The 25,440-nt window shown below is 52.4% G+C and carries 23 protein-coding genes; 18 read left to right on the top strand and 5 right to left on the bottom strand.

Annotated features, from left to right (window positions below; translation table 11 throughout):
• Window positions 1-92 precede the first annotated feature (92 nt).
• A complete protein-coding gene (locus D9A02_RS12900; protein ID WP_254054630.1) occupies window positions 93-2,432 on the top strand; it encodes an ATP-binding protein in 2,340 nt (779 codons plus the stop codon).
• On the opposite strand, the gene D9A02_RS12895 is transcribed toward D9A02_RS12900, so the two are convergent.
• A complete protein-coding gene (locus tag D9A02_RS12895) occupies window positions 2,422-3,057 on the bottom strand; it encodes a sulfotransferase family 2 domain-containing protein (RefSeq protein WP_120502526.1) in 636 nt (211 codons plus the stop codon). The genes D9A02_RS12900 and D9A02_RS12895 overlap by 11 nt on opposite strands.
• Window positions 3,058-3,250: 193 nt before the next feature.
• Here D9A02_RS12895 and recA point away from each other — a divergent pair, with 193 nt between their 5' ends.
• The 4 genes from recA to D9A02_RS12875 all read left to right on the top strand — a co-directional run bounded on the left by recA (window position 3,251) and on the right by D9A02_RS12875 (window position 7,884).
• On the top strand, window positions 3,251-4,330 hold the full coding sequence (recA, locus tag D9A02_RS12890) for a recombinase RecA (RefSeq protein WP_120501347.1): 1,080 nt from the start codon (window positions 3,251-3,253) through the stop codon (window positions 4,328-4,330).
• Between the two features lie 129 nt (window positions 4,331-4,459).
• Window positions 4,460-7,120 (top strand): alanine--tRNA ligase, encoded by a 2,661-nt coding sequence (gene alaS, locus D9A02_RS12885; RefSeq protein ID WP_120502525.1) that lies wholly within the window; start codon window positions 4,460-4,462, stop codon window positions 7,118-7,120.
• A 3-nt stretch (window positions 7,121-7,123) separates the two neighbouring features.
• On the top strand, window positions 7,124-7,411 hold the full coding sequence (locus D9A02_RS12880) for a DUF1330 domain-containing protein (protein ID WP_120501346.1): 288 nt from the start codon (window positions 7,124-7,126) through the stop codon (window positions 7,409-7,411).
• Window positions 7,411-7,884 carry an MOSC domain-containing protein gene (locus D9A02_RS12875; RefSeq protein ID WP_120501345.1) on the top strand — a complete coding sequence of 158 codons (474 nt, stop codon included), beginning with the start codon at window positions 7,411-7,413 and terminating at the stop codon, window positions 7,882-7,884. The genes D9A02_RS12880 and D9A02_RS12875 overlap by 1 nt, the downstream gene beginning before the upstream one ends.
• A 7-nt stretch (window positions 7,885-7,891) precedes the next feature.
• On the opposite strand, the gene typA is transcribed toward D9A02_RS12875, so the two are convergent.
• A complete protein-coding gene (gene typA, locus D9A02_RS12870; protein WP_120501344.1) occupies window positions 7,892-9,715 on the bottom strand; it encodes a translational GTPase TypA in 1,824 nt (607 codons plus the stop codon).
• Window positions 9,716-9,896: 181 nt separating this feature from the next.
• Window positions 9,897-10,412 (bottom strand): single-stranded DNA-binding protein, encoded by a 516-nt coding sequence (locus D9A02_RS12865; protein ID WP_120501343.1) that lies wholly within the window; start codon window positions 10,410-10,412, stop codon window positions 9,897-9,899.
• 187 nt (window positions 10,413-10,599) lie between these two features.
• On the opposite strand from D9A02_RS12865, the gene D9A02_RS12860 reads away from it, so the two are divergent.
• Window positions 10,600-11,196: a lytic transglycosylase domain-containing protein gene (locus tag D9A02_RS12860; RefSeq protein WP_120501342.1), complete on the top strand. Its 597-nt coding sequence runs from the start codon at window positions 10,600-10,602 to the stop codon at window positions 11,194-11,196.
• A 55-nt stretch (window positions 11,197-11,251) separates the two neighbouring features.
• On the opposite strand, the gene miaA is transcribed toward D9A02_RS12860, so the two are convergent.
• Window positions 11,252-12,133: a tRNA (adenosine(37)-N6)-dimethylallyltransferase MiaA gene (gene miaA, locus D9A02_RS12855; protein ID WP_120501341.1), complete on the bottom strand. Its 882-nt coding sequence runs from the start codon at window positions 12,131-12,133 to the stop codon at window positions 11,252-11,254.
• A gap of 147 nt (window positions 12,134-12,280) precedes the next feature.
• Between miaA and pyrH the strand changes: the two genes are divergently transcribed.
• The 12 genes from pyrH (at window position 12,281) to lpxB (ending at window position 24,248) form a co-directional block, all read left to right on the top strand.
• A complete protein-coding gene (gene pyrH / locus D9A02_RS12850) occupies window positions 12,281-13,012 on the top strand; it encodes a UMP kinase (RefSeq protein WP_174232036.1) in 732 nt (243 codons plus the stop codon).
• Window positions 13,013-13,059: 47 nt separating this feature from the next.
• Complete coding sequence (frr, locus tag D9A02_RS12845) at window positions 13,060-13,623, top strand: ribosome recycling factor (RefSeq protein WP_120501339.1); 564 nt, start codon at window positions 13,060-13,062, stop codon at window positions 13,621-13,623.
• A 17-nt stretch (window positions 13,624-13,640) separates the two neighbouring features.
• Window positions 13,641-14,360 (top strand): isoprenyl transferase, encoded by a 720-nt coding sequence (locus D9A02_RS12840; RefSeq protein WP_120501338.1) that lies wholly within the window; start codon window positions 13,641-13,643, stop codon window positions 14,358-14,360.
• The gene (locus D9A02_RS12835) at window positions 14,360-15,142 is read left to right on the top strand and encodes a phosphatidate cytidylyltransferase (RefSeq protein WP_120501337.1); all 783 of its coding nucleotides are present in this window, start codon (window positions 14,360-14,362) and stop codon (window positions 15,140-15,142) included. The genes D9A02_RS12840 and D9A02_RS12835 overlap by 1 nt, the downstream gene beginning before the upstream one ends.
• Complete coding sequence (gene dxr / locus D9A02_RS12830) at window positions 15,139-16,329, top strand: 1-deoxy-D-xylulose-5-phosphate reductoisomerase (RefSeq protein ID WP_120501336.1); 1,191 nt, start codon at window positions 15,139-15,141, stop codon at window positions 16,327-16,329. Before D9A02_RS12835 ends, dxr begins: the two co-directional genes overlap by 4 nt.
• 1 nt (window position 16,330) lies before the next feature.
• Window positions 16,331-17,677, top strand: a complete 1,347-nt coding sequence (gene rseP, locus D9A02_RS12825) for an RIP metalloprotease RseP (RefSeq protein ID WP_120501335.1) — start codon at window positions 16,331-16,333, stop codon at window positions 17,675-17,677.
• Window positions 17,678-18,005: 328 nt separating this feature from the next.
• Window positions 18,006-20,333, top strand: coding sequence for an outer membrane protein assembly factor BamA (gene bamA / locus D9A02_RS12815; RefSeq protein ID WP_120501333.1), 2,328 nt, complete (start codon window positions 18,006-18,008; stop codon window positions 20,331-20,333).
• 8 nt (window positions 20,334-20,341) lie between these two features.
• A complete protein-coding gene (locus D9A02_RS12810; protein ID WP_162933062.1) occupies window positions 20,342-20,929 on the top strand; it encodes an OmpH family outer membrane protein in 588 nt (195 codons plus the stop codon).
• 70 nt (window positions 20,930-20,999) lie between these two features.
• Entirely contained in the window at window positions 21,000-21,464 is a 465-nt protein-coding gene (gene fabZ / locus D9A02_RS12805) for a 3-hydroxyacyl-ACP dehydratase FabZ (RefSeq protein WP_120501331.1), read from the top strand.
• Between the two features lie 5 nt (window positions 21,465-21,469).
• Window positions 21,470-22,285: an acyl-ACP--UDP-N-acetylglucosamine O-acyltransferase gene (gene lpxA, locus D9A02_RS12800; RefSeq protein ID WP_120502524.1), complete on the top strand. Its 816-nt coding sequence runs from the start codon at window positions 21,470-21,472 to the stop codon at window positions 22,283-22,285.
• Window positions 22,282-23,085, top strand: a complete 804-nt coding sequence (locus tag D9A02_RS12795; RefSeq protein WP_120501330.1) for an LpxI family protein — start codon at window positions 22,282-22,284, stop codon at window positions 23,083-23,085. The genes lpxA and D9A02_RS12795 overlap by 4 nt, the downstream gene beginning before the upstream one ends.
• A complete protein-coding gene (gene lpxB / locus D9A02_RS12790) occupies window positions 23,085-24,248 on the top strand; it encodes a lipid-A-disaccharide synthase (RefSeq protein ID WP_120501329.1) in 1,164 nt (387 codons plus the stop codon). The genes D9A02_RS12795 and lpxB overlap by 1 nt, the downstream gene beginning before the upstream one ends.
• Before the next feature lie 3 nt (window positions 24,249-24,251).
• Here the strand turns inward: lpxB and mnmA are convergent, their stop codons facing one another.
• A complete protein-coding gene (gene mnmA, locus D9A02_RS12785) occupies window positions 24,252-25,391 on the bottom strand; it encodes a tRNA 2-thiouridine(34) synthase MnmA (RefSeq protein WP_120501328.1) in 1,140 nt (379 codons plus the stop codon).
• Between the last annotated feature and the right edge of the window lie 49 nt (window positions 25,392-25,440).

The following is a 25,440-nucleotide window of genomic DNA, read 5'->3' as shown; positions in this document are numbered from 1 at the left end:
TGGGGTTTCGCCGTACAATTTATCTTTTGGTAACCATCAATTAAGGTTTTGCAACGCAGACTGTCTCTGAGGTTTCGCATCAGGGGCTTGGTTTGGCTTTGCATTCATCGGTAATTGTGCCCGTTTCCCATATGGCACTGCGCTTGGGCGCTGGAACTTGGGTAATCGTTGTCGCGGCAACGGGGCTCATAGCGGCGGGTTTGGTAATGCTGCCCGGCGCGCCGAAGTTGACGGTGCTATCCGCTGGAGTTTTATGCCTCTTATGTGCCTCTATCCTGTGTGTGTTGCGTTTAGAAAAAGGTTGGCAACGCCGTCGCTTCAGGCGACTGATGAACCAGATCAGCCAAGCCGATCCATTGCCCAGTGTGTTGACATTACAAAATGGCGAAATTGTAGAAACCAACGCTGCAGCAGAAATCTCATTTGGCGAAACCTTGTCGGGTATGATGACGTCGATCTTACAAGACTATTGTGCAGATCCTGCGGGCATTGTGAAACATCTGCATCAACAAGCCCTGTCATATGGAACCGCGAACGACAAAATAAAAAACCCGGGTAGAACATTGCACTTGTATGTTTCTCATGTTGGGCAGGGTTTCTATTCTTGGCGACTTGATGAAGCGTATTCCGAGTCGGGCATTTTGGGTGATACGTTTCCAATACCAGCCTTGTTGATTGGGGCAAGAAATGACGTTCTATCTATGAATTTCGCTGCAATTACATTGCTTGGAAACAACGTGTTAGGACTTGATCAGATTTGCGACAACTTGCCTTTCGTTTCTGGGCAATATCATGATGTCCATACAGCAAATGATGTGGTGCCCTGTCTGGCCTTTATAGACCAAAATGATGTGCCGGAAGGTCATCGTCGGCTATTTTTGTATCCTAAACCGGATATTGCGGCCGATCAGGGAAATGGGTGGGCTTTTTTTGAAGATCTGCCTGTTCCCTTACTTAAACTGGAGCCTGATGGTGAAATCGTATTGATAAATTATTCGGCGCGCCGATTGTTGGGAAATCCGGCAAAACCGGGAATGATGCTGGAAGATCTGCTGGAGGGTTTGGGGCGCTCGATCGTGGATTGGCTGGAGGATGCCATCGCGGGGCGAGGCGGGACACATTCCGAGTTTCTTAGGCTAAGAGACGATGAGCAAGAAGTGTTTATTCAGGTTGCTTTGAACAGGGTTAATGAACCTGAGGGCGCGCGTCTCATTGCGGTTTTGAATGACGCGACAGAATTAAAGTCGCTGGAAGCACAATTTATGCAAAGTCAAAAAATGCAAGCCATCGGCCAGTTGGCTGGCGGTGTTGCACATGATTTCAATAACTTATTAACCGCGATAACAGGCCATTGCGACTTGTTGCTTTTGCGTCATGATGCGGAAGAAACCGAATATGCGGACCTGATGCAGATCAGTCAAAATGCCAATCGTGCTGCGGCTTTGGTTAACCAATTGCTGGCGTTTTCACGCAAGCAAACATTGAAACCCAAAGTGATCGAAATGCGTGAAACACTGTCAGATCTCGCGCATCTTTTGAACCGCTTGGTCGGGGAAACGGTATCAGTGTCACTATCACATGCGCAGGACCTTTGGGCCATTCGTGCAGACCAAAGACAGCTGGAACAAGTGTTGATGAACTTGGTGGTGAATGCGCGCGATGCAATGCCTGACGGAGGTGAGATCGTCATTGAGACCGCCAATCTTGTTCTTGATCAGCCAATGGAACGTGATCGCGCGGTTATAGCACCGGGGCGGTATGTACGGGTCAAGGTCACGGATGAAGGGTGCGGGATCACCCCTGGCAAAATCCAGAAGGTTTTTGAGCCGTTTTTTACCACCAAACGCACTGGCGAGGGCACTGGGTTGGGCTTGTCGATGGCTTACGGGATTATCAAACAAACCGGTGGGTTCATATTTGTGGACAGTCAACTTGGGTGCGGCACAACATTTACCCTGTTGTTACCTGCATATGACCGGGAAAATATTATCCAAGAGGACATTGTGGCTGCGCCTGAGGAAAGCCACGTTACTGGCGGCGTTGTGCTGCTGGTCGAGGATGAAGCCCCGGTTCGTGCCTTTGCCTGCCGTGCATTACAGATGCGTGGTTTCACCGTGATCGAGGCGGAATCTGGTGAAAAGGCGTTAACTGTGTTGCAAGATGCAAACTTGCATATCGATGTGTTCGTTACTGATGTGATCATGCCGGGGATTGATGGGCCGACATGGGTGCGTAAAGCCCTGCTTGCACGCCCGCAAACCACGACGGTCTTTGTTTCTGGATACGCCGAAGATTCCTTTGGTGATAAACAATCACGCATTGCCCATTCTGTGTTTTTACAAAAGCCGTTTTCTCTGGTTGAGCTCACCGATGTTGTGGGTCAGCAATTGCATCAACAACGTCTGTTAATCAGCTCAGGGCTTAGGGCTTAGGGCGTGAGGGCAGGGGATGATAGTGGCCATTTGATCCAATACCATTCCATAGTGCGAGATCCGCGGCGCATTTACGTTCGAACTTATGTCGGGTTTTTTCCGATAGAGTTAAGTCGCCAGCTGGTGAAACGTTGTGGGCTGTTGTGGTGAAGGATGTTCCAAGCCGATTTTCAAGGAAACTGTGCAGACCGGCTTGATCGTCGTAGCGAAAAAGATGGGTGACAGCGGTTCCATTGCGCTGTGGTTCCAGAAATTTTGATTGGGATCCCACGTTAGCATAGGCAGGTTGTTCACCACGTGTATAGGCGTCAACGAAGGTATCAAATGTGATGCCTTGCGTGCTGGATGGTAAGCCTGCGCAATCCGGACGTTGGCGATAGCGATACCAGCTTCCGAGCCAGTCGATAGGTTCGCGCATGACGGCAAGAATCTCGAAATCTTCGCCAACAAATTTTTCCAGCATGGGGCGGAAAAACCGATTGTAGCGAAAAACCGGGGAATGTTTCAGTTCTGGCGGGTCGTGAACAACGAGTGCTGCGAGAGGTGCAAGGGCGGCTTGATAAGCTGTGCTGCCGGTTTTTGGTGCGGATAAAAAAACGAGCTTCGCCTTTGAAAACACAAGCAATTTCGGGATTCCTTTTAGGCCGGTGATTGGGTCCGTATAATTTAAACTACTCTTTAACTGTTCTGGGTAAAAGTGAAGATACAAACAATTTTCTTGCAATGTTCTCATTTTGTCCACATAAGAAAAAGAACAAGACGGGAACAATTGCAGCGATTGCCGCTTGCGGCAGGGTATGGAATAAGGAAGTGAAATAATGGCAACGGCAGATCTTTTATCAATGGACAGCAAGAAGAACGCAGACAAGCAAAAGGCGCTCGATAGCGCTTTGGCGCAGATTGAACGGCAGTTTGGCAAGGGCTCGATCATGAAACTGGGCGCGGATAATCCTGCGCAGGATATTGAGGCGACATCGACCGGTTCTCTGGGGCTGGATATTGCCTTGGGTATTGGTGGTCTGCCTAAAGGCCGGATTGTTGAGATTTATGGCCCGGAAAGTTCTGGTAAAACCACGCTGACCCTGCACTGCATCGCAGAAGAGCAGAAAAAAGGCGGTGTTTGTGCCTTTGTTGATGCCGAACATGCGCTGGATCCGGGCTATGCCAAGAAATTGGGCGTCGATCTGGATGAATTGTTGATCTCGCAACCCGACACAGGTGAGCAGTCGCTGGAAATCGTTGATACCTTGGTGCGCTCTGGCGCAGTCAGCATGGTTGTTGTCGATTCGGTTGCGGCGTTGACACCGAAATCCGAGTTGGAAGGCGACATGGGCGACAGCAACGTTGGTGTTCAGGCCCGCCTGATGAGCCAAGCGATGCGCAAATTGACCGGATCAATCAGCCGTAGCAAATGCACAGTTGTGTTCATCAACCAAATCCGGATGAAAATTGGTGTGATGTTCGGCAGCCCTGAAACCACAACCGGTGGTAACGCATTGAAATTCTACAGCTCGGTCCGTCTGGATATCCGCCGTATTGGCGCGATCAAAGACCGTGATGAGGTGGTTGGCAATGCGACACGCGTGAAAGTGGTTAAGAACAAAGTGGCACCGCCGTTCAAACAGGTCGAGTTTGATATCATGTATGGCGAAGGTATTTCCAAGATGGGCGAACTGCTGGATCTGGGTGTCAAAGCTGGCGTTGTCGATAAATCCGGCAGCTGGTTCAGTTACGGTGACGAGCGTATCGGTCAGGGCCGCGAAAACGCGAAAAACTTCCTCAAGGAAAACACCCGCACCGCGCTTGAGATCGAAGATAAAATCAGGGCTGCACATGGTCTGGATTTCGATATGCCCGAGATGCCCAGTAAAGATGAGGATGACATCCTCGAGGCGTAAGTCTGTACGTGACAGAGATTTTGGAACCCGGGCTGTAATGGCCCGGGTTTTCTTGTTGTAGACATGACGCTGCAGCGCGGCTAAATCATGCAGGACGCCCTGCGCCCTGAAGCCCGAAAAGAGACACTGATGCCGACGCTGAATGAAATTCGTTCCACATTTCTGAATTACTTTGACAAAAACGGTCACCAGATCGTGGACAGCTCGCCGCTGGTACCGCGCAATGACCCAACGCTGATGTTCGTCAACTCAGGGATGGTACAATTCAAAAACCTGTTCACCGGTGTTGAAACCCGTGATTACACCCGCGCCACAACGTCGCAAAAATGCGTCCGCGCCGGTGGTAAACACAACGATCTGGACAACGTTGGCTATACGGCGCGTCACCATACTTTTTTTGAAATGCTGGGGAATTTTTCATTCGGAGATTATTTCAAGAATGAGGCGATCCCTTTTGCTTGGGAACTGATCACCAAAGAATTTGGAATCGATAAAAACCGCCTGCTGACCACAGTATATCACACTGATGATGAGGCGTTTGAGATCTGGAAGAAATTGGGCGTGCCAGAGGACCGGATCATTCGCATCGCAACCAGTGACAATTTTTGGCAAATGGGCCCCACAGGGCCATGCGGTCCATGCACCGAGATTTTTTATGATCACGGCGATCACATCTGGGGCGGTCCTCCGGGCTCAGCCGAGGAAGATGGCGACCGGTTCATTGAGATCTGGAACGTTGTTTTCATGCAAAACGAACAATTCGAAGATGGATCGATGAAGGCGTTGGACATGCAGTCGATCGATACCGGCATGGGGTTGGAACGGATTGGTGCTTTGCTGCAAGGCAGCCATGACAACTATGACACGGATCTGTTCAAGGCGCTGATCGAGGCGTCGGCCAATGCCACCAATGTAGACCCTTATGGGGATCAGAACGTACATCACCGTGTGATTGCAGATCACTTGCGATCAACCTCTTTCTTGATTGCGGATGGGGTGATGCCATCGAATGACGGACGTGGGTACGTTCTTCGCCGGATCATGCGCCGGGCAATGCGGCATGCGCATCTGCTGGGTGCAAAAGACCCGGTCATGTATCGATTGGTTCCTTCTCTGGTGGCCCAAATGGGCGCGGCGTATTCTGAGTTGGGCCGTGCGCAGGCGATGATTGAAGAAACGCTGCTGTTGGAAGAAACCAGGTTTAAACAAACGCTTGAGCGGGGCTTGCGACTGTTGGATGATGAGCTGGATGGCTTAGGCGAAGGTGCTGCATTGCCGGGGCAAACGGCCTTTAAGCTCTATGACACCTATGGTTTTCCGCTTGATTTGACACAGGATGCGCTGCGCGAGCAGGGCCGTGAAGTCGACACAGATGGTTTTGATGCGGCTATGGCCGAGCAAAAAGCCAAGGCACGCGCGGCCTGGTCCGGATCTGGTGAGGCGGCGGATGCCACAATCTGGTTTGATATTGCAGAAGAGAATGGCACGACCGATTTCCTTGGCTACGACACTGAGGTAGCTGAAGGTCAAATTCTGACCCTTGTGCAAGACGGGGCCACAACCGATGCCGCTGCGAAAGGTGAAAAAGTGCAGGTCATCCTGAACCAGACTCCTTTTTATGCCGAATCTGGTGGACAGGTTGGCGACAATGGCGAGTTGAAAACAGAAACGGGCCGGGTTCAGGTCACTGACACCAAAAAAACCGCGGGCGTGTTCATTCACATTGGCGAGGTGATTGAGGGCGACATTACCAAAGGGCAGGCGGCTCAATTAGAAGTTGGCCACGCCCGCCGCACGGCAATCCGGGCGAACCACTCGGCGGCGCACTTGTTGCATGAGGCCCTGCGCGGGGCATTGGGCGAACACGTGGCGCAGCGAGGATCGTTGAATGCGGCGGACCGTTTGAGGTTCGATTTCAGCCATTCCAAGGCGATGAGCGCTGAAGAACTGAGACGAGTTGAAACCGAAGTAAACGCCTATATTCGCCAGAACACACCGGTCGAGACGCGGATTATGACGCCTGATGACGCACGCGATCTTGGGGCGCAGGCACTCTTTGGTGAAAAATACGGCGACGAAGTGCGTGTGGTGTCGATGGGCACTGATGCGTCTTCAGGCAAGGGGATGGACGGTCAGACTTATTCGATCGAACTCTGTGGTGGTACGCATGTGCGTCAGACCGGTGATATCGGTGTTTTTGCGTTGGTCGGGGAAAGTGCATCCAGTTCAGGTGTGCGCCGGATCGAGGCATTGACAGGCGAGTCTGGTTTTGCGCATCTGAGTGCACAGGCACGGCGGGTCTCGGAAATTGCGGCAGACCTGAAAGCCAAGCCTGAGGAACTGGCAGACCGGATCAAAGCAATGAGCGACGAGCGCAAGGCCCTGAGCAACGAGGTTGCGCAGTTACGACGCGAGCTGGCTATGGCTGGCGGAGCCGGTCAGGCGGCAGGCCCTGAGGCGCGCGAAATCAATGGCGTGCAGTTCTTGTCACAAGTATTGAGCGGCGTGTCTGGCAGGGATCTGCCCGCGCTGATTGACGAGCACAAGAACCGTCTGGGATCAGGCGCGGTGTTGTTGATTGCGGATGCAGATGGCAAAGCGGCTGTGGCGGCTGGTGTGACCAAAGACATGACCGACAAAGTGTCGGCCGTGGACCTGGTGCGCGCCGTGACGCCCGAGCTGGGTGGCAAAGGGGGCGGAGGCCGCCCGGATATGGCACAAGGCGGTGGCCGGGATGCCAGCAATGCTGAGGCTGCGATCAAAGCGGCCGAAGCGGTATTGGAGGGATAACAGATGCCAGCACTTTGGATTGCACATGTCACGGTGACCGACGATGAGTCTTATGGCAAATACGCCAAGCTAGCGGGGCCTGCTATTGAAAAGCACGGGGGGTATTTTATTGCCCGTGCCGGGCGTTACGTCCAGCTGGAAGGCAAAGAGCGTCCGCGCAATGTTGTGGCCAAGTTTCCTAGCGTTGAAGCCGCGGAAACCTGCTATCACAGTGCAGAGTACCAAGAGGCGTTAAGCCATGCGCGCGATGCATCCGAGCGTGAATTGTTGATCGTGGAAACGACAGAATAATGCAGGGCTTTGCTGAATTGCTAAAAACGCATTCGGCACCGGGGCGCATTGAATGGATTGGCTTGCGATCTGAACGCAAGGCCGATTTACGATCGGTTGAGAACGCTAACGTTGAATTGGATGGCTTGGCCGGGGATCATGCGCGGCCGGGTAAGCGCGCCCTTACGTTAATTCAAGCAGAGCATTTCCCGGTGATTGCAGCGCTTTGTGGGCATGAAGTGATTTTGCCAGAGGTGTTGCGCCGTAATGTCGTGATCAGCGGTATCAATCTGACAGCGCTGCGCCACAACAGGTTGCGACTTGGACCATGCGAGATTGAATTTACCGCACCTTGCGCACCGTGTTCCCGGATGGAGGCAGCCCTTGGCAAAGGTGGCTATAACGCCATGCGCGGGCATGGAGGGTGGTGCGCCCAGATTTTGAAACCCGGGCGCATCGCGATTGGGGATACGCTGGAAGTAATCCGCGATTAAGCCTGCCTTATGACAGAGACTTGGCGTTGCGCTTACGCTCATGTGGGTCAAGATAACGCTTACGCAGGCGGATCGATTCCGGTGTGACCTCGACCAGCTCATCGTTGTCGATGTAGGCGATGGCCTCTTCCAGCGACAGGGTGATTGGTGTGGTCAGGCGAACTGCTTCGTCGGTGCCGGAGGCGCGAACGTTAGTCAGTTTCTTGCCTTTGAGCGGGTTCACCTCGAGATCGTTTTCGCGTGAATGCTCACCAATGATCATGCCCGTGTAGATCTTGGCTTGTGCGCCAATGAACATCTTGCCGCGATCTTCCAGGTTCCACAGGGCGTAGGCCACGGATTCACCGTTTTCCATCGAAATCAGAACGCCAGCGCGACGGCCAGGAATTGCACCCTTATGCGGGGCCCAAGAATGGAACACACGGTTCAGAACGCCAGTACCACGGGTATCGGTCAGAAACTCGCCGTGATAGCCAATCAGGCCACGTGAGGGTACCAACGCCATGATGCGGGTTTTGCCAGCCCCAGCTGGTTTCATCTCAGTCAGTTCACCCTTGCGTGTGCTGGTCAGCTTTTCGATCACGGCACCGGAGTACTCGTCATCGACGTCGACGGTGACTTCTTCAATTGGCTCTAGCTTTTTGCCATCTTCGCCGTCACGCAGCAGAACCTGAGGGCGCGAGATTGACAGCTCAAAGCCTTCGCGGCGCATGTTTTCGATCAAAACGCCCATCTGAAGTTCACCGCGACCGGCGACCTCAAAAGCTTCGCCACCTGGGGTATCGGTGATGCGAATGGCGACGTTTGATTCCGCTTCTTTCATTAGGCGTTCACGAATAACCCGCGATTGCACCTTTTTGCCTTCGCGGCCGGCCAGTGGGCTGTCGTTGATACCGAAAGTGACCGTAATGGTTGGCGGGTCAATTGGCTGCGCTTCCAGCGGAACGTCTACTGCCAAGGCGCAGATGGTATCGGCCACGGTTGATTTTGACATGCCGGCAAGGCTGACGATGTCACCGGCGGTTGCCTCTTCAATGTCTTGGGTTTGCAGACCGCGGAAGGCTTGGATTTTGGTGACGCGGAATTGTTCAATTTTTTGACCAACGCGCGACAACGCCTGAACTGTGGCGCCAACCTTGAGACGACCGGATTCAACGCGGCCCGTCAGGATACGGCCCACAAACGGGTCAGAACCCAAAGTGGTTGCCAGCATGCGGAAATCTTCGTCAACACGGTTCAGCTGCTTGGGGGCAGGGACGTGATTAACGATCAGGTCGAACATTGCAGACAGATCAGAGCGAGGACCGTCAAGCTCGTGGTCGGCCCAGCCGGAACGGCCTGAGGCATACATGTGTGGGAAGTCAAGCTGATCATCGTTAGCGTCGAGGCTGGCGAACAGGTCAAAACACTCGTCCAATGCGCGATCAGGCTCGGCATCGGGTTTGTCGACCTTGTTGAGAACCACAATAGGGCGCAGACCCAGAGCAAGCGCCTTGGAGGTTACAAACTTGGTTTGTGGCATCGGGCCTTCGGCTGCGTCAACCAGCAGAACCACACCGTCAACCATGCTCAAGATCCGCTCAACCTCGCCACCAAAATCGGCGTGACCGGGGGTGTCAACGATGTTGATACGGGTGCCTTTCCATTCCACCGATGTGGGTTTGGCAAAGATGGTGATCCCGCGTTCGCGTTCAAGATCATTGCTGTCCATGGCGCGTTCATCAACGGCCTGATTGGCGCGAAAGGCACCCGATTGTTTGAGCAGCTCATCGACCAGCGTTGTTTTGCCGTGGTCAACGTGAGCGATGATGGCGATGTTGCGCAGATCCATCTGAAAAGCTTTCCTGATTTGAGTTTCCCCGCGCCCTATACGGGCAGGCACGAAAAGGCCAGAGGCAATTCTTGATGCATGGCGGCTTTGCGTGGACTGATGGCCTTTATATCAGCATGGGGCAAAAAACAGAAACGGCCACTCTTTGGCGGCCGTTGTTGTTGTCGGTATCGTTTGAGACTTAGAACGGGATTTCGTCGTCGTAATCCTGACGTCCACCGCCGCCACCTTGGCTGCTCTGGCCGCCTTGGGATGGGCCAGAGTCGTAGCCGCCACCTTGGCCACCGCCACCGTATCCGCCGCCATAGCCGCCGCCTTGGCCACCACCACCGCCACCACCTTCGCCGCGACCATCCAGCATGGTCAAAGTGCTGCCAAAGCCTTGAAGCACCACTTCGGTGCTATAGCGGTCATTGCCGCTCTGATCTTGCCATTTGCGGGTTTGCAGCTGGCCTTCGATGTAGACCTTGGAGCCTTTGCGCAAGTATTGCTCAGCCACACGGACAAGACCTTCGTTGAAAATCGCGACAGAGTGCCATTCGGTGCGTTCGCGTCGTTCACCGGTGTTACGATCTTTCCAGTTTTCCGACGTCGCAATACGAATGTTGCAGACTTTCCCACCGTTTTGGAACGTACGCACTTCGGGGTCGCGACCCAGATTGCCGATGAGGATTACCTTGTTGACGGAACCGGCCATTGCGACCTCCTTGCGATTGTCATTTTCGTTATCTGTGGCTTACAACACTCTACGGGCATGAAGGAAAGATTAAAATTGTAAATATTGGGCCATTTGACCGCAGGAATTTGCCGAAGATGCGCATCTTGCTGGATATTTGAATGAAACAATTTATAGTTTGCCAAAATTTAGGGTGGCGGTGACAGGTATGCGTTCGTTAACTATTGCAGCAATGGCTTTGGGCTTGCTGCTCCCAAGCGTGGGGGCGGCGGACGTTCTGTCGAGCAAAAACCGCAATAAGTTGTTTAAGTCCCAGACTGGTGTGCTCGATACCCGGGCCAAGCAACAATATAATAGCTCGGTCCGTCTTAAGCCGCAGAAAGTACGAACCCCGACGAAATGGGGCGATGAAGGTTTGGTGCGTGGCTATAAAGGCAAATACAAAGGCCGTTATCTGGGCATGGCGCGGGATGCAGCGCAACGCCATGGTATCCCGCAGGACTTGTTTTTACGGCTGGTGCAACAAGAATCGGGTTGGAACCCAAGGGCCAAGTCACACAAGGGAGCGATTGGTCTGGCGCAGTTGATCCCCAGTACTGCACGGTATTTGGGTGTGAACCCGCATGATCCATATGAGAATCTGGATGGTGGGGCGCGCTATTTGGCAGAACAATATCGTGAATTCAAATCTTGGCGGTTGGCACTGGCGGCCTACAATGCAGGGCCTCAGGCGGTCAAGAAATACGGCGGAGTGCCGCCTTATAAAGAAACCCGAAATTACGTGAAGGTTATTTGGGGCGGTTAAATCTGATCAATATTTTTGTAATATTGACTTTATATCAACAGATTAGCCAACTAAATTAAAGTGATTCGGCTGGGATTTTTTCCCAATCCTTCATCCGTGCGCGAAACCAAGTTCGTTGTCGTTTCGCATATTGCCGGGTTGCGATGGTTGCCAGATCACGTGTCTGATCCAATGTAATTTCACCCTTCAGATGGGCAATCAATTCCGGTGCTCCAATTGCCTTTGAAGATAGGTGCGTCGGGTCCCAATAATGTAGATTTTGGCGCGCTTCATCAAGCGCACCGCCATCCAACATCAAGTCAAATCTTTTTTTAATCCGATTGTTTAGCCATTCTTTTTCAACTTCGACCACAAGGCCGGTTGCGCGGGAAAGCGGCAAAAGTGGTGGTGGTGTATTGTCATGCCAGTTGGCAAGACTGCACCCAGTGGTGCGCTGTACTTCCCATGCGCGTTGAACCCGCATGGGGTTAAGAGTGTCAATTCGGGCTATTGTGTCTTGATCCAGATCGGCGAGCAACGCGGTAATACCTTCGCTTTCAAGCTTTGCGGTCGCTGTATGGCGGATATCATCCGGGGTAGGCGGGATTTCAGCGAGGCCTTGTGTCAGCGCAGTGAAGTACAAGCCTGTCCCGCCTATGATAATGGGGCGCGGCCCACTTTCGAGCAGCGAAGCTACTTCGCGTAGCCAATGGCCAACGGAATAGGGTGCATCATAAGGCACATGACCATAGAGCAAATGCGGAACTTGATGTTCATCTTCGATCGATGGACGTGCAGTCAAAATCCGCCAGTTTTCAAAAACCTGAATAGCATCAGCATTCACGATAACGCCGCCTTGCTTTTGCGCAATGCGCAACGCAAGGGCGGACTTGCCCGAAGCCGTCGGGCCCGCAATCAGGATCGGACGATCTGTGGGAAGGGCAGCAATATCTATCATCGATCCTATCCAATAGGTGAGAATATCGCGATATGCGAGATTGTTTTATGCATTTTGAGTGCATTTACCGACTCTGCGATTGAACCCCGGCGCGATTTCCGACATTTTGCACGAAATTAGCCAAATCACCATTGCGGAGCGATGCCCATGTCCGATGCCGATTCTTCTGCCTCCAAGTATAATCGTGTTATGCTTAAAATTTCAGGCGAGGCATTGATGGGGGATCAGGGGTTTGGCCTGCACCCGCCAACGGTTGAAAGAATCGCCCGCGAAGTGAAGATCGTTCATGACCTTGGGGTTGAGATCTGCATGGTCATTGGTGGCGGTAATGTTTTTCGCGGGTTGTCTGGCAGCGCGCAAGGTATGGAACGCACGACTGCGGACTATATGGGCATGTTGGCCACGGTGATGAATGCGCTGGCGATGCAAAGCGCGCTGGAGAAACTGGGTGTTTTCTGCCGGGTGATCTCGGCCATTCGCATGGATGAAGTGGCCGAGCCTTACATTCGCCGCCGCGCGGTGCGCCACCTAGAGAAAAAGCGGGTTTGCATCTTTGCCGCAGGCACCGGGAACCCTTATTTCACAACGGATACCGCCGCAACGTTGCGGGCCAATGAAATGGCCTGCGAGGCGATCTTCAAAGGGACCAAGGTTGACGGTGTCTATGACAAAGATCCAGTCGGAAATGATGATGCAAAACGCTATGACCGAGTGAGCTATGACGAGGTGCTGGCCAAGCATCTGAAAGTAATGGATGCCAGCGCGATTGCCTTGGCACGTGACAACAACTTGCCGATTATCGTCTTTAGCCTGGATCAAGCGGGCGGGTTCCGCAGTATTTTGGATGGTAGCGGCACCTATACAACAGTACACGGCTAACGTTAAAGAACCTGTACCAACAGGCAGGTGCAAGAAGGATAAGTAACATGGCAGATGATTTCGAACTGGACACCGGCGATATTGAACGCCGCATGGAAGGCGCGATTGCGTCCTTGCGGACAGAGTTTGCATCATTGCGCACGGGGCGTGCGTCGGCCAGCATGCTGGAGCCGATCATGGTTGATGCATACGGTTCACCAACGCCGATCAATCAGGTGGGTACTGTAAATGTACCGGAACCGCGTATGGTGACAGTAAATGTCTGGGATAAATCACTGGTCGGAAAAGTTGAGAAAGCTATCCGTGAGAGTGGATTAGGGATCAACCCTCAACTCAACGGCACAATTATCATGCTTCCAATTCCTGAACTCAACGAAGAACGTCGCCGTGAATTGACCAAGGTTGCTTCGCAATATGCCGAAAACGGCCGTGTGGCGGTTCGGAACGTGCGTCGAGATGGTATGGATCAGATTAAGAAGGCCAAGGCCGACGGTATGTCAGAAGATGACCAGAAGTTCTGGGAAACCGAGGTGCAGGAACTGACGGATGCCTTTATTAAGGCTGTTGATGACGCGCTTGAAAATAAGCAAGCCGAAATCATGCAGGTCTAAGGACCGGAGGGCGCGGCATGGCCACAGATATTAATGGACGAGGGCCGAACCATGTCGCGATCATCATGGATGGCAACGGTCGTTGGGCGCAGGCCCGGGGCCGTCCGCGCCTGTTTGGTCACCACGCCGGTGCGCGTCGGGTCCGCGATGTTGTCAAGTCTTGCCCGAAACTGGGCGTTAAGTACCTGACAATATTTGCCTTTTCGACAGAAAACTGGAAGCGCACACAGACCGAGGTTGCTGGTCTGATGAAACTGTTCCACCGCTATATTGTATCAGAGATGCAGGAGTTTGTGAAATCAAACGTCCGGGTCCGTTTTATTGGTGATCGGTTACGTCTAGATCGTAAACTTCAGATATTAATGGATGAGGCCGAAGAGCTGACCAAAGGGTGCGATGGCATCCATTTGACGGTTGCACTCAATTACGGGGGACGGGATGAGGTCTCTCGTGCGACAAAGCGTTTAGCGCAAGATGTCGCCGCCGGACGGCTTGACCCGAATGACGTCAATGAAGAGACGTTGCCAAAATATTTGGATACCCATGTATTACCTGATCCGGATCTGGTAATCCGTACAAGTGGTGAGGCAAGGATTTCCAATTTTCTGCTGTGGCAGTCGGCTTATTCAGAATACGAGTTCGTAGAGACGCTCTGGCCTGATTTCACCGAAGAAATATTTGCAAAGATCCTAGCCTCTTATGGCGCACGTGAACGCCGGTTTGGAGCCGTGTCCTGATGTCTGGAAATGCACAATGGTCTGATCTGATGCCGCGGGTTATCTCGGCTCTTGTGATGGCCTCCATTGGATTGATTGTCATCTTGACGGGCGGCTGGCTGTTTACGTTGGCGATTGCGATGATCGCTGGCGCAATGACCTGGGAAGTGATGCGGATGTTTATGGCGCCCAAGGCGATCTCGCATGGGGTGCTTTGTGGTTTTGCCGTGTTTTTGTCAGCACTTTTACCATCCATTCTTGTACTTCCTATTCTGGGTGCGGCTGTCTTTGTATCTGCCGCTCATATAGAGCGCGACAAAGGTGTATTCATAGGTTTTAGCTTGTGGGTGTTGTTGGCTTGCTTTGGTTTCATTCTTTTACGGCACGAGGCGGCACTGACGTGGATGCTGTGGTTGGTTTTGATTGTGATTGGAACTGACATAGCTGGATATTTCGCCGGTCGCATTTTGGGTGGGCCAAAATTCTGGCCTGCTATCAGCCCGAAAAAGACCTGGTCTGGAACGGTTGCGGGCTGGGCCGTATCGGCCATTGTCGGGGTAATATTCATCGGGCCGACCGGAACCGGCTTTGGACTTGTGGTGGTATCGGTCGTTCTAAGCTTCAGCAGCCAGATGGGCGATATTGCTGAAAGCGCGATTAAACGGCGGATGGGTGTCAAAGACAGCTCGAACCTGATCCCAGGTCATGGTGGTTTTCTGGACCGTTTTGACGGCATGATGGGTGCTTCTGTTGTGTTTGCGTTGTTTTGGGTGATCGGGTTGTTGAGCTCGGGGGCGTCATGAGACGCATCTCCATTTTTGGTGCAACCGGATCCATCGGGCAAAGCACGATAGATCTGATCCGGCGTGAAAAAGAGCTTTATGATATTGTTGCCCTGACCGGTGGCGCGAATATTGCGCAACTGGCCGCAGATGCCATCGAGCTGAAAGCGCAACTTGCGGTGACGGCATATGGCGACAAGCTGCCAGAATTGCGCGCGGCGCTGGCAGGAACCGGTATTGAGGTTGCAGCTGGAGCAATTGCCTTGGCTGAGGCGGCCAACCGCCCGGCAGATTGGGTGATGTCTGCTATCGTCGGTGCCGCAGGTCTGAAACCGGGTTTGGTCGCACTTGAGCAGGGCGCGACATTGGCGCTGGCCAACAAGGAATCGCTTGTAACCGCCGGGCCGCTTTTGATGCAAACCGCAAAGAAACATCAGGCGCGGATCCTCCCAGTGGATAGTGAACATTCGGCCGTGTTTCAGGCGCTGAATGGCGAAGATATCAAAACGGTTAAACGCGTTATTTTGACTGCAAGCGGTGGGGCATTTCGCGATTGGCCGCTTGAGCAACTGGCGGAGGCCACAGCCGCACAAGCGATGAAACACCCAAATTGGTCGATGGGGGCAAGGATCACGATAGACAGTGCTTCTATGTTCAATAAAGCCTTAGAGGTTATTGAAGCAAAAGAATTTTTTGACCTAAGATCTGATCAAATCGAGGTATTGGTTCACCCTGAATCCCTTGTGCATGCCTTTGTCGGGTTTTGCGATGGTGCGCTGATGGCCCACGTCGGGGCACCCGACATGCGACATGCCATTGGGTATGCGTTGAATTGGCCGCATCGGAGACCTTTGCCCGTTGAAATGTTGGATCTGGCCTCACAAGGTCAGTTGAACTTTCAGTCTCCAAATCTGCAAAAATATCCCGCTTTACGTTTAGCTCGTGTGGTTATGGAGCAAGGCGGGTTAAGTGGAACTGTGTTTAATGCGGCAAAAGAGCGTGCGCTAGACTACTTCATTGCAGGGCAGATTGGATTTTGCGATATGAGCTCAGTTGTTGAAACGGTTCTTGATGACCTTTGTGCGACAACTGATTTGATCGACGTCGATGTGACCTTAGATAACGTACAGCACATTGATTTGATTGCGCGCGAAGCCATTGATGCGCTTGTTGTTCATGGCGACCTAAAACTAGTGATACGAGGTTAAGTTGGAATTTTCATCCTTCATCCCCCAGTTTGACGGCTTTCTTATGACAGCGTTGGCTTTTGTTGTTGCGCTATCCGTGATTGTCGCGATCCACGAATATGGCCACTACATCGTTGGGCGTTGGTGCGGAATCAAAGCCGAGGTGTTCTCATTGGGATTTGGCCCGGTGCTGTTTGCCAGGACCGACAAACATGGCACACAATGGCAATTGGCCGCCCTGCCATTTGGTGGATATGTGAAATTCTTGGGCGATGCCACTGCGGCCAGCGGTCAAAGCAGTGATGAGGTTGAGGCAATGGATGCGGTACAGCGCCGCAAAACGATGCAAGGAGCACCCTTGTGGGCCCGGGCTGCGACGGTTGCGGCGGGGCCGATCTTCAACTTTGTACTTGCTATTATCATTTTTGCCGGCGTTGCAATGATGCAGGGCACAGTAAAAGAACCTTTTTCGGTTGGAGAATTACGCTCGTCACCCGTCGCCGAGATTACATTGGAGCCAGGTGATCAGATCGTTCGCATTGCCGGGTTTGATTTTCCAGAGTGGGGTGAAAGTGGTGCTTTTGACGCATTTATTCAGAACTTGCCATTGGAACAGGCCCTGGATTACGACGTCATTCGCGACGGCAAGACGATAAGCGTTGTAGGCCCATACCCAATGCCGCCAGTGATTGTTGGTCTGGCGCCACGGTCTGCAGCTTATGAGGCCGGATTGGAAAATGGCGATGTTATAACGCGCATTGACAATAGCGCAGTTACCGCATTTTCCGAATTGAAGGGCGTTGTAGAGAGTTCAAACGGGCGGGCGTTGAAACTGGACATCTGGCGTGATGGCGAGATTTTGGAGTTAAGTCTGAGTCCCAAACGGGCTGATGAACGCAAAGACGACGGCAGCTTTAAAACTGAATGGCGGATTGGCATTGTAGGTGGATTGGCATTTGAGCCGGAAACCGTGGGTGCGGGGCCGGGGGCTGCGGTGATATCTGGCGTCAACCGGTTGTGGACTGTGATAGAATCCTCACTTTCTGGCCTCTATCACATGATCACTGGAGCGATTAGCAGCTGTAATATGTCTGGCCCACTAGGGATCGCGCAGGTTTCTGGCGCAATGGCAAACCAAGGCGCAAGCAGCTTTATCAATTTCATCGCTATTCTGTCAGCAGCCGTTGGGTTGATGAATCTGTTCCCGGTCCCAATTCTGGATGGTGGGCATTTGGTCTTTTACGCTTATGAAGCGGTGGTTCGACGCCCCCCAAGTGAACGCATCATTAATGCATTAATGAGCTTTGGCTTGGTGTTTGTTTTGGGGTTGATGGTATTTGCCCTTGGGAACGATCTGTTCTGCCCGTAAGGAATGCCTTTTTTTGGCCGCAATTGGCCACTGATTAATGCCTCAATCAGCTACTAAACTATCCTCGCAAATTAAGTGGGGTTGCTATGAAGCAGGTTGCAAATGGATTGGGTCTTTTGTTCGATTTGAACTGGGACAGAATACTCTATGTGGCGACTGTTTTGGTGGCCTTATATGTGGGTGCATTTGTCGGGTCGCTCTGACGAAAACCGTGCTATTTCGACGGCATTTGGCTGCCGTTTGATACTCCCTTGAATTGGTCTTTTGACAAGGCATCAGACTCCGTTTACTGACGTTTACCAATAGGATGTCTTACTGGGTTATAAGAATGCATAAATTCCATCGGGGGCAGGGTCTGACACAACGTCGGGCAGGGCATTTTTCACAGATTTTTGGAAAAGTAATCGCGATTTTGTTTTTAATCGCGACGCTTACCGTACCACAAGTTTCGCAAGCGCAGTCTTATCGGTTTAATTCCGTTGCGGTTGAGGGCAATCAGCGGATCGATACCAATACGATTCTGAACTATGCTGGAATTAGTAAAGGCGAGACCGTTTCTGCAGGCCAGTTGAATGAGGCCTATCAGGACATTCTTGGTAGTGGACTGTTTGAGGCGGTCGAACTTGAGCCGCGCGGTAGCACGCTAAACATCAAGGTTAAAGAATTCCCGACGATCAATAAGATCGCCTTTGAGGGTAACAAAAAACTCAAGGATGACGACCTTTCTGGCTTCATCGAAAGCCGGACCCGTCAAGTTTTCAGCCCAACCAAAGCTGAACGCGATGCGGCCATCATTACCGAAGCCTATGCGCAAAATGGTCGCGCTTCAGCGCGTGTAACACCTAAGATTATTAAGCGTAGTGACAATCGTGTGGATCTTGTTTTTGAAGTGTTCGAAGGCGGAGCCATCGAAGTGCAGCGCATCAGTTTTGTCGGGAACCGTGCCTATTCGGACCGTCGGTTGCGCCGCGTTATCGGCAGCAAACAGGCCGGGCTGTTGCGTGCCTTTATCGGCCGCGATTCCTTTGTTGAAGACCGTCTGGAATTCGACAAGCAAGTACTGAGGGATTTTTATAATTCGCGGGGATATGTTGATTTCCGGGTCACCGGAACCAACGCTGAATTGGCGCGTGAGCAAGATACATATTTTGTGACATTCAACATTCAGGAAGGTCAGCAATTCAAATTTGGTCAGATCACAACCGTTAGTGAAATTCCAAATCTGGATTCGGAGATCTATGACGATACGCTCAAGGTGCGTTCAGGTGTTGTTTATTCACCCACCTTAATCGAAAGCTCGATCGCCCGGATGGAACGACAGGGCATCAAGGATGGCGTTGACTTTATGCGCGTTGAACCTCGCATCACCCGCAATGACCGCGATTTAACGCTTGATGTTGAATTCGCACTGGTCAAAGGACCGCGCGTTTTTGTTGAACGTATCGATATCGAAGGCAACACCACAACGCTTGATCGTGTGATCCGTCGTCAATTCGATGTGGTCGAAGGTGACCCGTTTAATCCACGTCAAATTCGTGAAGCGTCTGATCGGATCGAGGTGCTGAATTACTTTGAGGATGTCAATGTTGAGGCCCGCGAAGGTTCACGCCCGGATCAGGTGATTGTTGACGTTGATGTCGAGGAAACGACAACGGGTTCAATCAGTTTTGGTGCCAGCTTTTCGACCAACGATGGTTTGGGTCTGAGTATTGGCTTTTCTGAACGTAACTTCCTGGGCCGTGGACAACGTTTGTCTGCTCAGGTGTCGGGGTCAGCTGAAACGCTGAACTATCGCCTCAACTTCGTGGAACCGGCCTTTTTAGGTCGGGATCTGGAATTCGGAATTTCAACCTCGTTGCTTGAAACCAGTGACCGCAACAGTTTATTTGATACAACCAGTGCGGACTTCACACCAAGTATTGGATTCCCAATCAGTGAAAATGGTCGGCTGAGTCTGTTTTATAGCCTCGGCTATGGTGACATGCGTAACTATACTGGTACTTCGGGTATTCTGGCGGCGGAAACAAATGGAGATGGCCTGTTTTCCAGCGGTATCGGATATAACTATACCTATGATACACGCCGGACCGGCTTGAACCCCAATGCAGGTGTTTTGCTGTCCTTCGGGCAGCAATTCAATGGCGTTGGTGGTGATCAAGATTTCATTGAAACCACAGCTCGGGTTGTTGGCCAGACTCTAGCCTTTGCCGAGGAAGTCACGCTTCGGGCCACGCTGGAAGGTGGTGCGCTTCATTTTCTAAATAGTCAAAACAGCCGTGCGGTTGACCGCTTTAGTCAGCAGGTGATCCGTGGTTTTGAACCCAATGGCATCGGTCCGATAGAAGGAACTGAGCATCTGGGTGGTGATTTTTATGCGGCTTTGAAATTTGAAGCTGAGTTCCCGCTGGGCCTGCCTGATGAATATGGTATTACAGGTGGCGCATTTTACGATGTCGGTTCCATCTGGGGTATCGATACAACGAACGCAACTGGCGTTGTCAATTCAAGTGACTTTGAAGCGCGCCATGTAATCGGTCTTTCAGTGTTCTGGGAATCGCCTTTTGGCCCGCTGCGGATGAACTTCTCGCGTGCACTCAACGACCAACCCGGTGACGAAGAGCAGACATTTGACCTGACCGTCAGATCGAATTTCTGATGAAGCCAATGATTTGGCAGCTGTTAAGAATCCTGTGCCTGTCAATTCTTCTGACAGGCACAGCAAAGGCTCAAACGATAGGGGTGATCCAAAGCGAATTGCTGGTCTTGGATACAGAGCGGCTCTTAGCTGAAACCCTGTTCGGCAAAAAAATGACTGCTGAATATCAAGCCGCCCGTGAAAAACTAAGCACCCAAAACCGCCAGATCGAGGCCGAACTTGAGGCTGAGGAAAAGTTGTTGACAGAACTGCGTGCGCAGAGCAGCACGTATGAGTTCAAAAGTATGGCTGACGCCTTTGATGCCAAGGTTCAGGAACTGCGTCGTACAAGTGATCTTAAGGTGCGCGAGCTTGAACGTAACCGAGATCTGGCTCCGGTGGCGTTTATGCGTACCGTTGAACCTATTTTGGTTGAACTGATGGTCGAAACCGGTGGCGCAGTAATTTTGGATAAGCGCAGTGTTCTCTTCAGACGCGATGTCGTAGATATTACCAGTTTGGCAATCACGCGCATTGATCAAAAAATTGGTGATGGCACAGGCTTTGTTGTGAAAAATACCAAGAACGACCCCGAAAATGCAGTGCCGCAGGAGTGAGCGTCACTTGCTCGCGAGCGCGTGAATTGTTAGGGGTCGAAGATAAGACTGACAGGCGAAAGGATACCTGATGAGCGAGCCGCTTAAATCTGCTGATATCAATCTGATCCAACGGCTTATTCCTCATCGGTATCCGTTCTTGTTTCTTGACAAGGTCGTTGACATTGATGGTTTTAAGTCCGCGCGTGGGATTAAGAACGTCACCATTAATGAACCTTTTTTCCAGGGGCATTTCCCGGGTAAACCGATCATGCCAGGTGTCACTATCATCGAAGCCATGGCGCAGACCTCTGCGGTGCTGGTGTCGATGGGGTTAAATGCCGAGGATGCGGGCCTGTTGGTCTATTTCATGTCGGTCGAAAAATGCAAATTCCGTCGCATGGTCGTGCCGGGTGATGTGCTTGAACTTCAGGTTACCACAATGCGCGGTCGCCCGGGTGGTAAGGTTTGGAAATTCCACGGCGTAGCGACTGTCGACGGTGAAGTGGCCTGCGAAGCTGAATTCGCGGCGATGATCGACGCACCCAAGGAATGATGGATATGGCGATACGGCCAGATACTCAAATTCACCCCAGTGCTATTGTCGAGCCCGGCGCCGAGTTGGGGCAGGGAGTACAGGTTGGCCCGTTCTGTCATGTCGGCGAAGATGTCATTTTGGCCGACGGGGTTGTGCTTAAATCGCATGTTGTCGTCGCAGGGGATACCACAATTGGCGAAGACACCGTTGTGTTTCCGTTCAGCTGCATTGGCGAAATTCCGCAGGATCTGAAATTCAAAGGTGAAAACACCAAGTTGGTGATTGGTGCACGTAACCGCATTCGCGAACACGTCACTATGAACACCGGCACCGAAGGCGGTGGTGGTATGACCCGTGTGGGCGATGATGGCTTGTTCATGGCAGGCTGCCATGTGGCGCATGATGTTCAGGTTGGTGATCGGGTAATTGTGGTCAACAACGCAGCATTGGCTGGCCATTGCATCATTGGTGATGACGTTATCATCGGCGGCCTGTCGGGCATTCATCAATGGGTGCGTATTGGGCAGGGAGCGATAATCGGTGCGGTGACCATGGTGACCAATGATGTCATCCCTTATGGTTTGGTTCAGGCCGCCCGGGGTGAACTGGACGGCCTTAACTTGGTCGGTCTCAAACGTCGTGGTGTTTCGCGCGTGGATATTTCAGAACTGCGTGCTGCATTTCAGGACCTTTCCAGAAATACGGGCGGCTCTTTCATGGAGCGTGTGAAAAACTTGGGGGAAAATGCGCAAAGCGATTACGTCAAACAGATTGTGGAATTTGTCACTGGCGAAACAGACCGCTCTTTCCTGACGCCAAAACCCGGGCATCGCAAATGAGCGACAATCTTGCGATTATAGCCTGCGCCGGGGTGTTGCCGGTATTGATCGCCAAGCATCACCCCGAGGCCCTGTGCTTTGGTCTGAAGGGTGTTCCGAATGATCTTGAGAATGATGTTGATGTGCATCAGATCGAGAAGATTGGCGGCTTGTTTGCTGCCATGAAAGACCAAGGCGTTGAACGTGTTGTTCTGGCAGGATCCTTGACGCGCCCCCCGCTGAACCCGGCAGATTTTGATCCGGTGATTATGGGCTTTGCCCCGCGCTTACTAGGGGCCTTGCAGGCTGGAGATGATGCGCTGTTGAGGCAGGTGATCGGATTTTTTGAAGAGCAGGGTTTCACGATGCTGGGCGCGCACGAGCTGGTGCCAGAGCTGACAGCAGAAGAAGGCCTTCATATCGGCCCTGAGATTGGCAAGGCCAATGTTGCCGATGTCGCCCGGGCGCAAGAAATCCTGACAGCCCTGTCGCCGCTTGATGTCGGCCAAGGCTGTGTCGTGGGTAATGGACAATGTCTTGGTGTTGAAACCCTACAAGGCACTGATGCGTTGTTGCGATTTGTTGCCGAAACGGACGAGGCCCGTCATGCCAAAGGTGGCGTGCTGGTCAAAGCGCCTAAACAGGGGCAAGACCTGCGGGTTGATATGCCTGCGATCGGCCCTAAGACGATACAGGCGGTCAAAAACGCGCGGTTGGATGGGATCGTGATCGAGGCGGGCCGTGTGATGATTCTTGAGCGTGAAAAGACGCTGGACGCGGTTAACGACACTGGCATTTTCCTCTCTGCACAGAGGTTCTGATGCGGGTGTTTCTGGTTGCAGGTGAGGCGTCTGGCGACAAGCTGGGTGCTGCCCTTATGACCGGTTTGAAATCGCTGACGGATGTTGAGTTTGATGGTGTTGGCGGCCCGTTGATGCAGGCTGAAGGCCTGAAAAGCCTGTTTCCTATGGACGAACTGAGTGTTATGGGCTTGGCTGAAGTGCTGCCAAAGTACCCAGAATTGCGCAGGCGACTGCATCAAACGGCAAACGCTGTATTAGACGTTCAACCGGACGTTCTAATCACCATCGATAGTCCTGATTTTGGCCTTCGTGTTGCGAAACTGGTCAAGGCCAAAACTTCAATCAGGACGGTGCACTATGTGGCACCATCGGTATGGGCCTGGCGACCGAAACGCGCAGATAAAATGGCCAAGGTTATTGATCATGTTTTGGCACTATTACCCTTTGAGCCGCCCTATATGCAGGCAGCGGGGATGGAGTGTGATTTTGTTGGTCATCCAGTTGTTGAGGAGACACTTGCAAGTGATTGTGAGGTAAGGAAATTTCGTAACAAATTCCAGCTTGAAAGTCGACCTGTGTTGCTGGCTTTGCCGGGCTCTCGTCGTGGTGAAGTTAGCCGATTATCCCCAATCTTTGGACCGGCGATTTCGAAATTTAAACGCCAAAACCCGAACTATGAAGTGGTTGTCCCGGCGGCAGGCGCTGTCGCTGATTTGGTGAAAGAGCAGATTGGCGAATGGGACGTTTCCGCGCATGTGATTGACCCCAATGCCTATGATCTGGCAACCGCACAAGCGTACAAACGCGCTGCATTTCGGGCGGCTGATCTGGCACTTGCAGCCTCGGGCACTGTATCTCTGGAGCTGGCTGCCGTTGAGACGCCAATGGTCATCGCGTATGACTTCAGTCTGATTACGCGGTTTTTGATGAAACGTATGGCGTTAATTGATACCGCGACGCTGGTCAATCTGGTCAGCGACACACGGGTTGTTCCCGAATGCCTGTTTGAAAATTGTCGCGCCGATCTGATTGCGGATAAACTGGTTGAGGTGCAGAAAAATCCTAATGATCAGATTGCGGCAATGCGTCTGACAATGGACAGCTTGGGTCGTGGAGGCGAGGCACCCGGCCTGTGTGCAGCTAAGGCCGTTTTGACCGGGATAACAAAATCACAGACGTGAGAATTAATGCCCACGCCAGATCCATCCACCACCCAAAATGCGGCTGCTGTCGTTTTCATAAAACACACAGGCCTGACCGGGGCTGATACCCTCTTCGGCGATGATCAGTTCAACTTCGGCTGTGGTTGGGGACAAGGGCCTGATGACCGCCTCACGCGGGGGGCGGGTTGAGCGCACCTTGACGGACACCTGCCATTCGCCTCGGCTGTCAAAAGGTTCATCACCCAACCAGTTGATTTCGCGCACCGGAACAGTCCGGGTTGAGAGGAGTTCTTTGGGGCCAACGGTGACGGTCTTTTGATCAACATCCAGTTTCACCACGTAGATCGGTTCTGACAGGCCACCAATGCCAAGGCCCCGGCGTTGGCCGATGGTGTAATGGATCACGCCGTTATGTTCGCCCAGTACCCGGCCATCTGCATGTAGAATTTTACCGGGTTCGGCGGCGCCGGGGCGCAGTTTCTCGATCACGCTGGCGTAATTACCATTAGGGACAAAACAGATGTCCTGACTGTCAGGTTTGTCTGCGACCATCAGGCCGTATTTCGAGGCCAGTTCACGCGTTGCATCCTTGGACGGCAAGTGACCCAGAGGAAAGCGCAGGTAATCCAGCTGTTCGGGTGTGGTTGAGAACAGGAAGTAGCTTTGATCACGGTTGGCGTCAGTCGCGCTATGCAGTTCCGGACCCCGCGCGCCCATCTTGCGCTGGATATAGTGGCCAGTGGCCATACAGTCGGCTTCAAGATCTTTGGCGGTTTCCAGCAGGTCTTTGAATTTCACCCGCTCATTGCATCGGATGCAAGGCACAGGGGTGGCCCCGGCAAGATAGCTGTCGGCAAATTCATCAATCACCGCGTCTTTGAAGATATTCTCATAATCCAAAACGTAATGGGGGAAGCCCATGTCCTCGGCCACACGGCGGGCATCATGGATGTCGATACCAGCGCAGCAGGCCCCTTTTTTCGCGAGTGCCGCGCCGTGATCATACAGCTGCAGCGTGACACCGATGACATCATAGCCTTCTTCTGCCAGTTGCGCAGCCACAACGGAGCTATCGACGCCGCCAGACATGGCCACGACGACACGGGTGTCGGCAGGGGCTTTAGCAAAGCCAAGGGAATTGAGCGGTGTCTCAAGGGGCATGGTTGGTCTCCGACGCAGATACTGCGGAATATAGGAAAATCCTAACTAC

This window comes from Roseovarius sp. EL26 (assembly GCF_900327775.1).
In the GTDB taxonomy this organism is placed as follows: domain Bacteria; phylum Pseudomonadota; class Alphaproteobacteria; order Rhodobacterales; family Rhodobacteraceae; genus Roseovarius.
The sequence above is the reverse complement of the archived record's forward strand: the minus strand, read 5'-3'. Positions and strand labels throughout refer to the sequence as shown.

Coding starts and splice junctions, on each gene's coding strand:
- recA (WP_120501347.1), top strand. CDS start 3,251: ATGGCAACGGCAGATCTTTTATCAATGGACAGCAAGAAGAACGCAGAC.
- alaS (WP_120502525.1), top strand. CDS start 4,460: ATGCCGACGCTGAATGAAATTCGTTCCACATTTCTGAATTACTTTGAC.
- D9A02_RS12880 (WP_120501346.1), top strand. CDS start 7,124: ATGCCAGCACTTTGGATTGCACATGTCACGGTGACCGACGATGAGTCT.
- D9A02_RS12875 (WP_120501345.1), top strand. CDS start 7,411: ATGCAGGGCTTTGCTGAATTGCTAAAAACGCATTCGGCACCGGGGCGC.
- typA (WP_120501344.1), bottom strand. CDS start 9,715: ATGGATCTGCGCAACATCGCCATCATCGCTCACGTTGACCACGGCAAA.
- D9A02_RS12865 (WP_120501343.1), bottom strand. CDS start 10,412: ATGGCCGGTTCCGTCAACAAGGTAATCCTCATCGGCAATCTGGGTCGC.
- D9A02_RS12860 (WP_120501342.1), top strand. CDS start 10,600: ATGCGTTCGTTAACTATTGCAGCAATGGCTTTGGGCTTGCTGCTCCCA.
- miaA (WP_120501341.1), bottom strand. CDS start 12,133: ATGATAGATATTGCTGCCCTTCCCACAGATCGTCCGATCCTGATTGCG.
- pyrH (WP_174232036.1), top strand. CDS start 12,281: ATGTCCGATGCCGATTCTTCTGCCTCCAAGTATAATCGTGTTATGCTT.
- frr (WP_120501339.1), top strand. CDS start 13,060: ATGGCAGATGATTTCGAACTGGACACCGGCGATATTGAACGCCGCATG.
- D9A02_RS12840 (WP_120501338.1), top strand. CDS start 13,641: ATGGCCACAGATATTAATGGACGAGGGCCGAACCATGTCGCGATCATC.
- D9A02_RS12835 (WP_120501337.1), top strand. CDS start 14,360: ATGTCTGGAAATGCACAATGGTCTGATCTGATGCCGCGGGTTATCTCG.
- dxr (WP_120501336.1), top strand. CDS start 15,139: ATGAGACGCATCTCCATTTTTGGTGCAACCGGATCCATCGGGCAAAGC.
- bamA (WP_120501333.1), top strand. CDS start 18,006: ATGCATAAATTCCATCGGGGGCAGGGTCTGACACAACGTCGGGCAGGG.
- D9A02_RS12810 (WP_162933062.1), top strand. CDS start 20,342: ATGATTTGGCAGCTGTTAAGAATCCTGTGCCTGTCAATTCTTCTGACA.
- fabZ (WP_120501331.1), top strand. CDS start 21,000: ATGAGCGAGCCGCTTAAATCTGCTGATATCAATCTGATCCAACGGCTT.
- lpxA (WP_120502524.1), top strand. CDS start 21,470: ATGGCGATACGGCCAGATACTCAAATTCACCCCAGTGCTATTGTCGAG.
- D9A02_RS12795 (WP_120501330.1), top strand. CDS start 22,282: ATGAGCGACAATCTTGCGATTATAGCCTGCGCCGGGGTGTTGCCGGTA.
- lpxB (WP_120501329.1), top strand. CDS start 23,085: ATGCGGGTGTTTCTGGTTGCAGGTGAGGCGTCTGGCGACAAGCTGGGT.
- mnmA (WP_120501328.1), bottom strand. CDS start 25,391: ATGCCCCTTGAGACACCGCTCAATTCCCTTGGCTTTGCTAAAGCCCCT.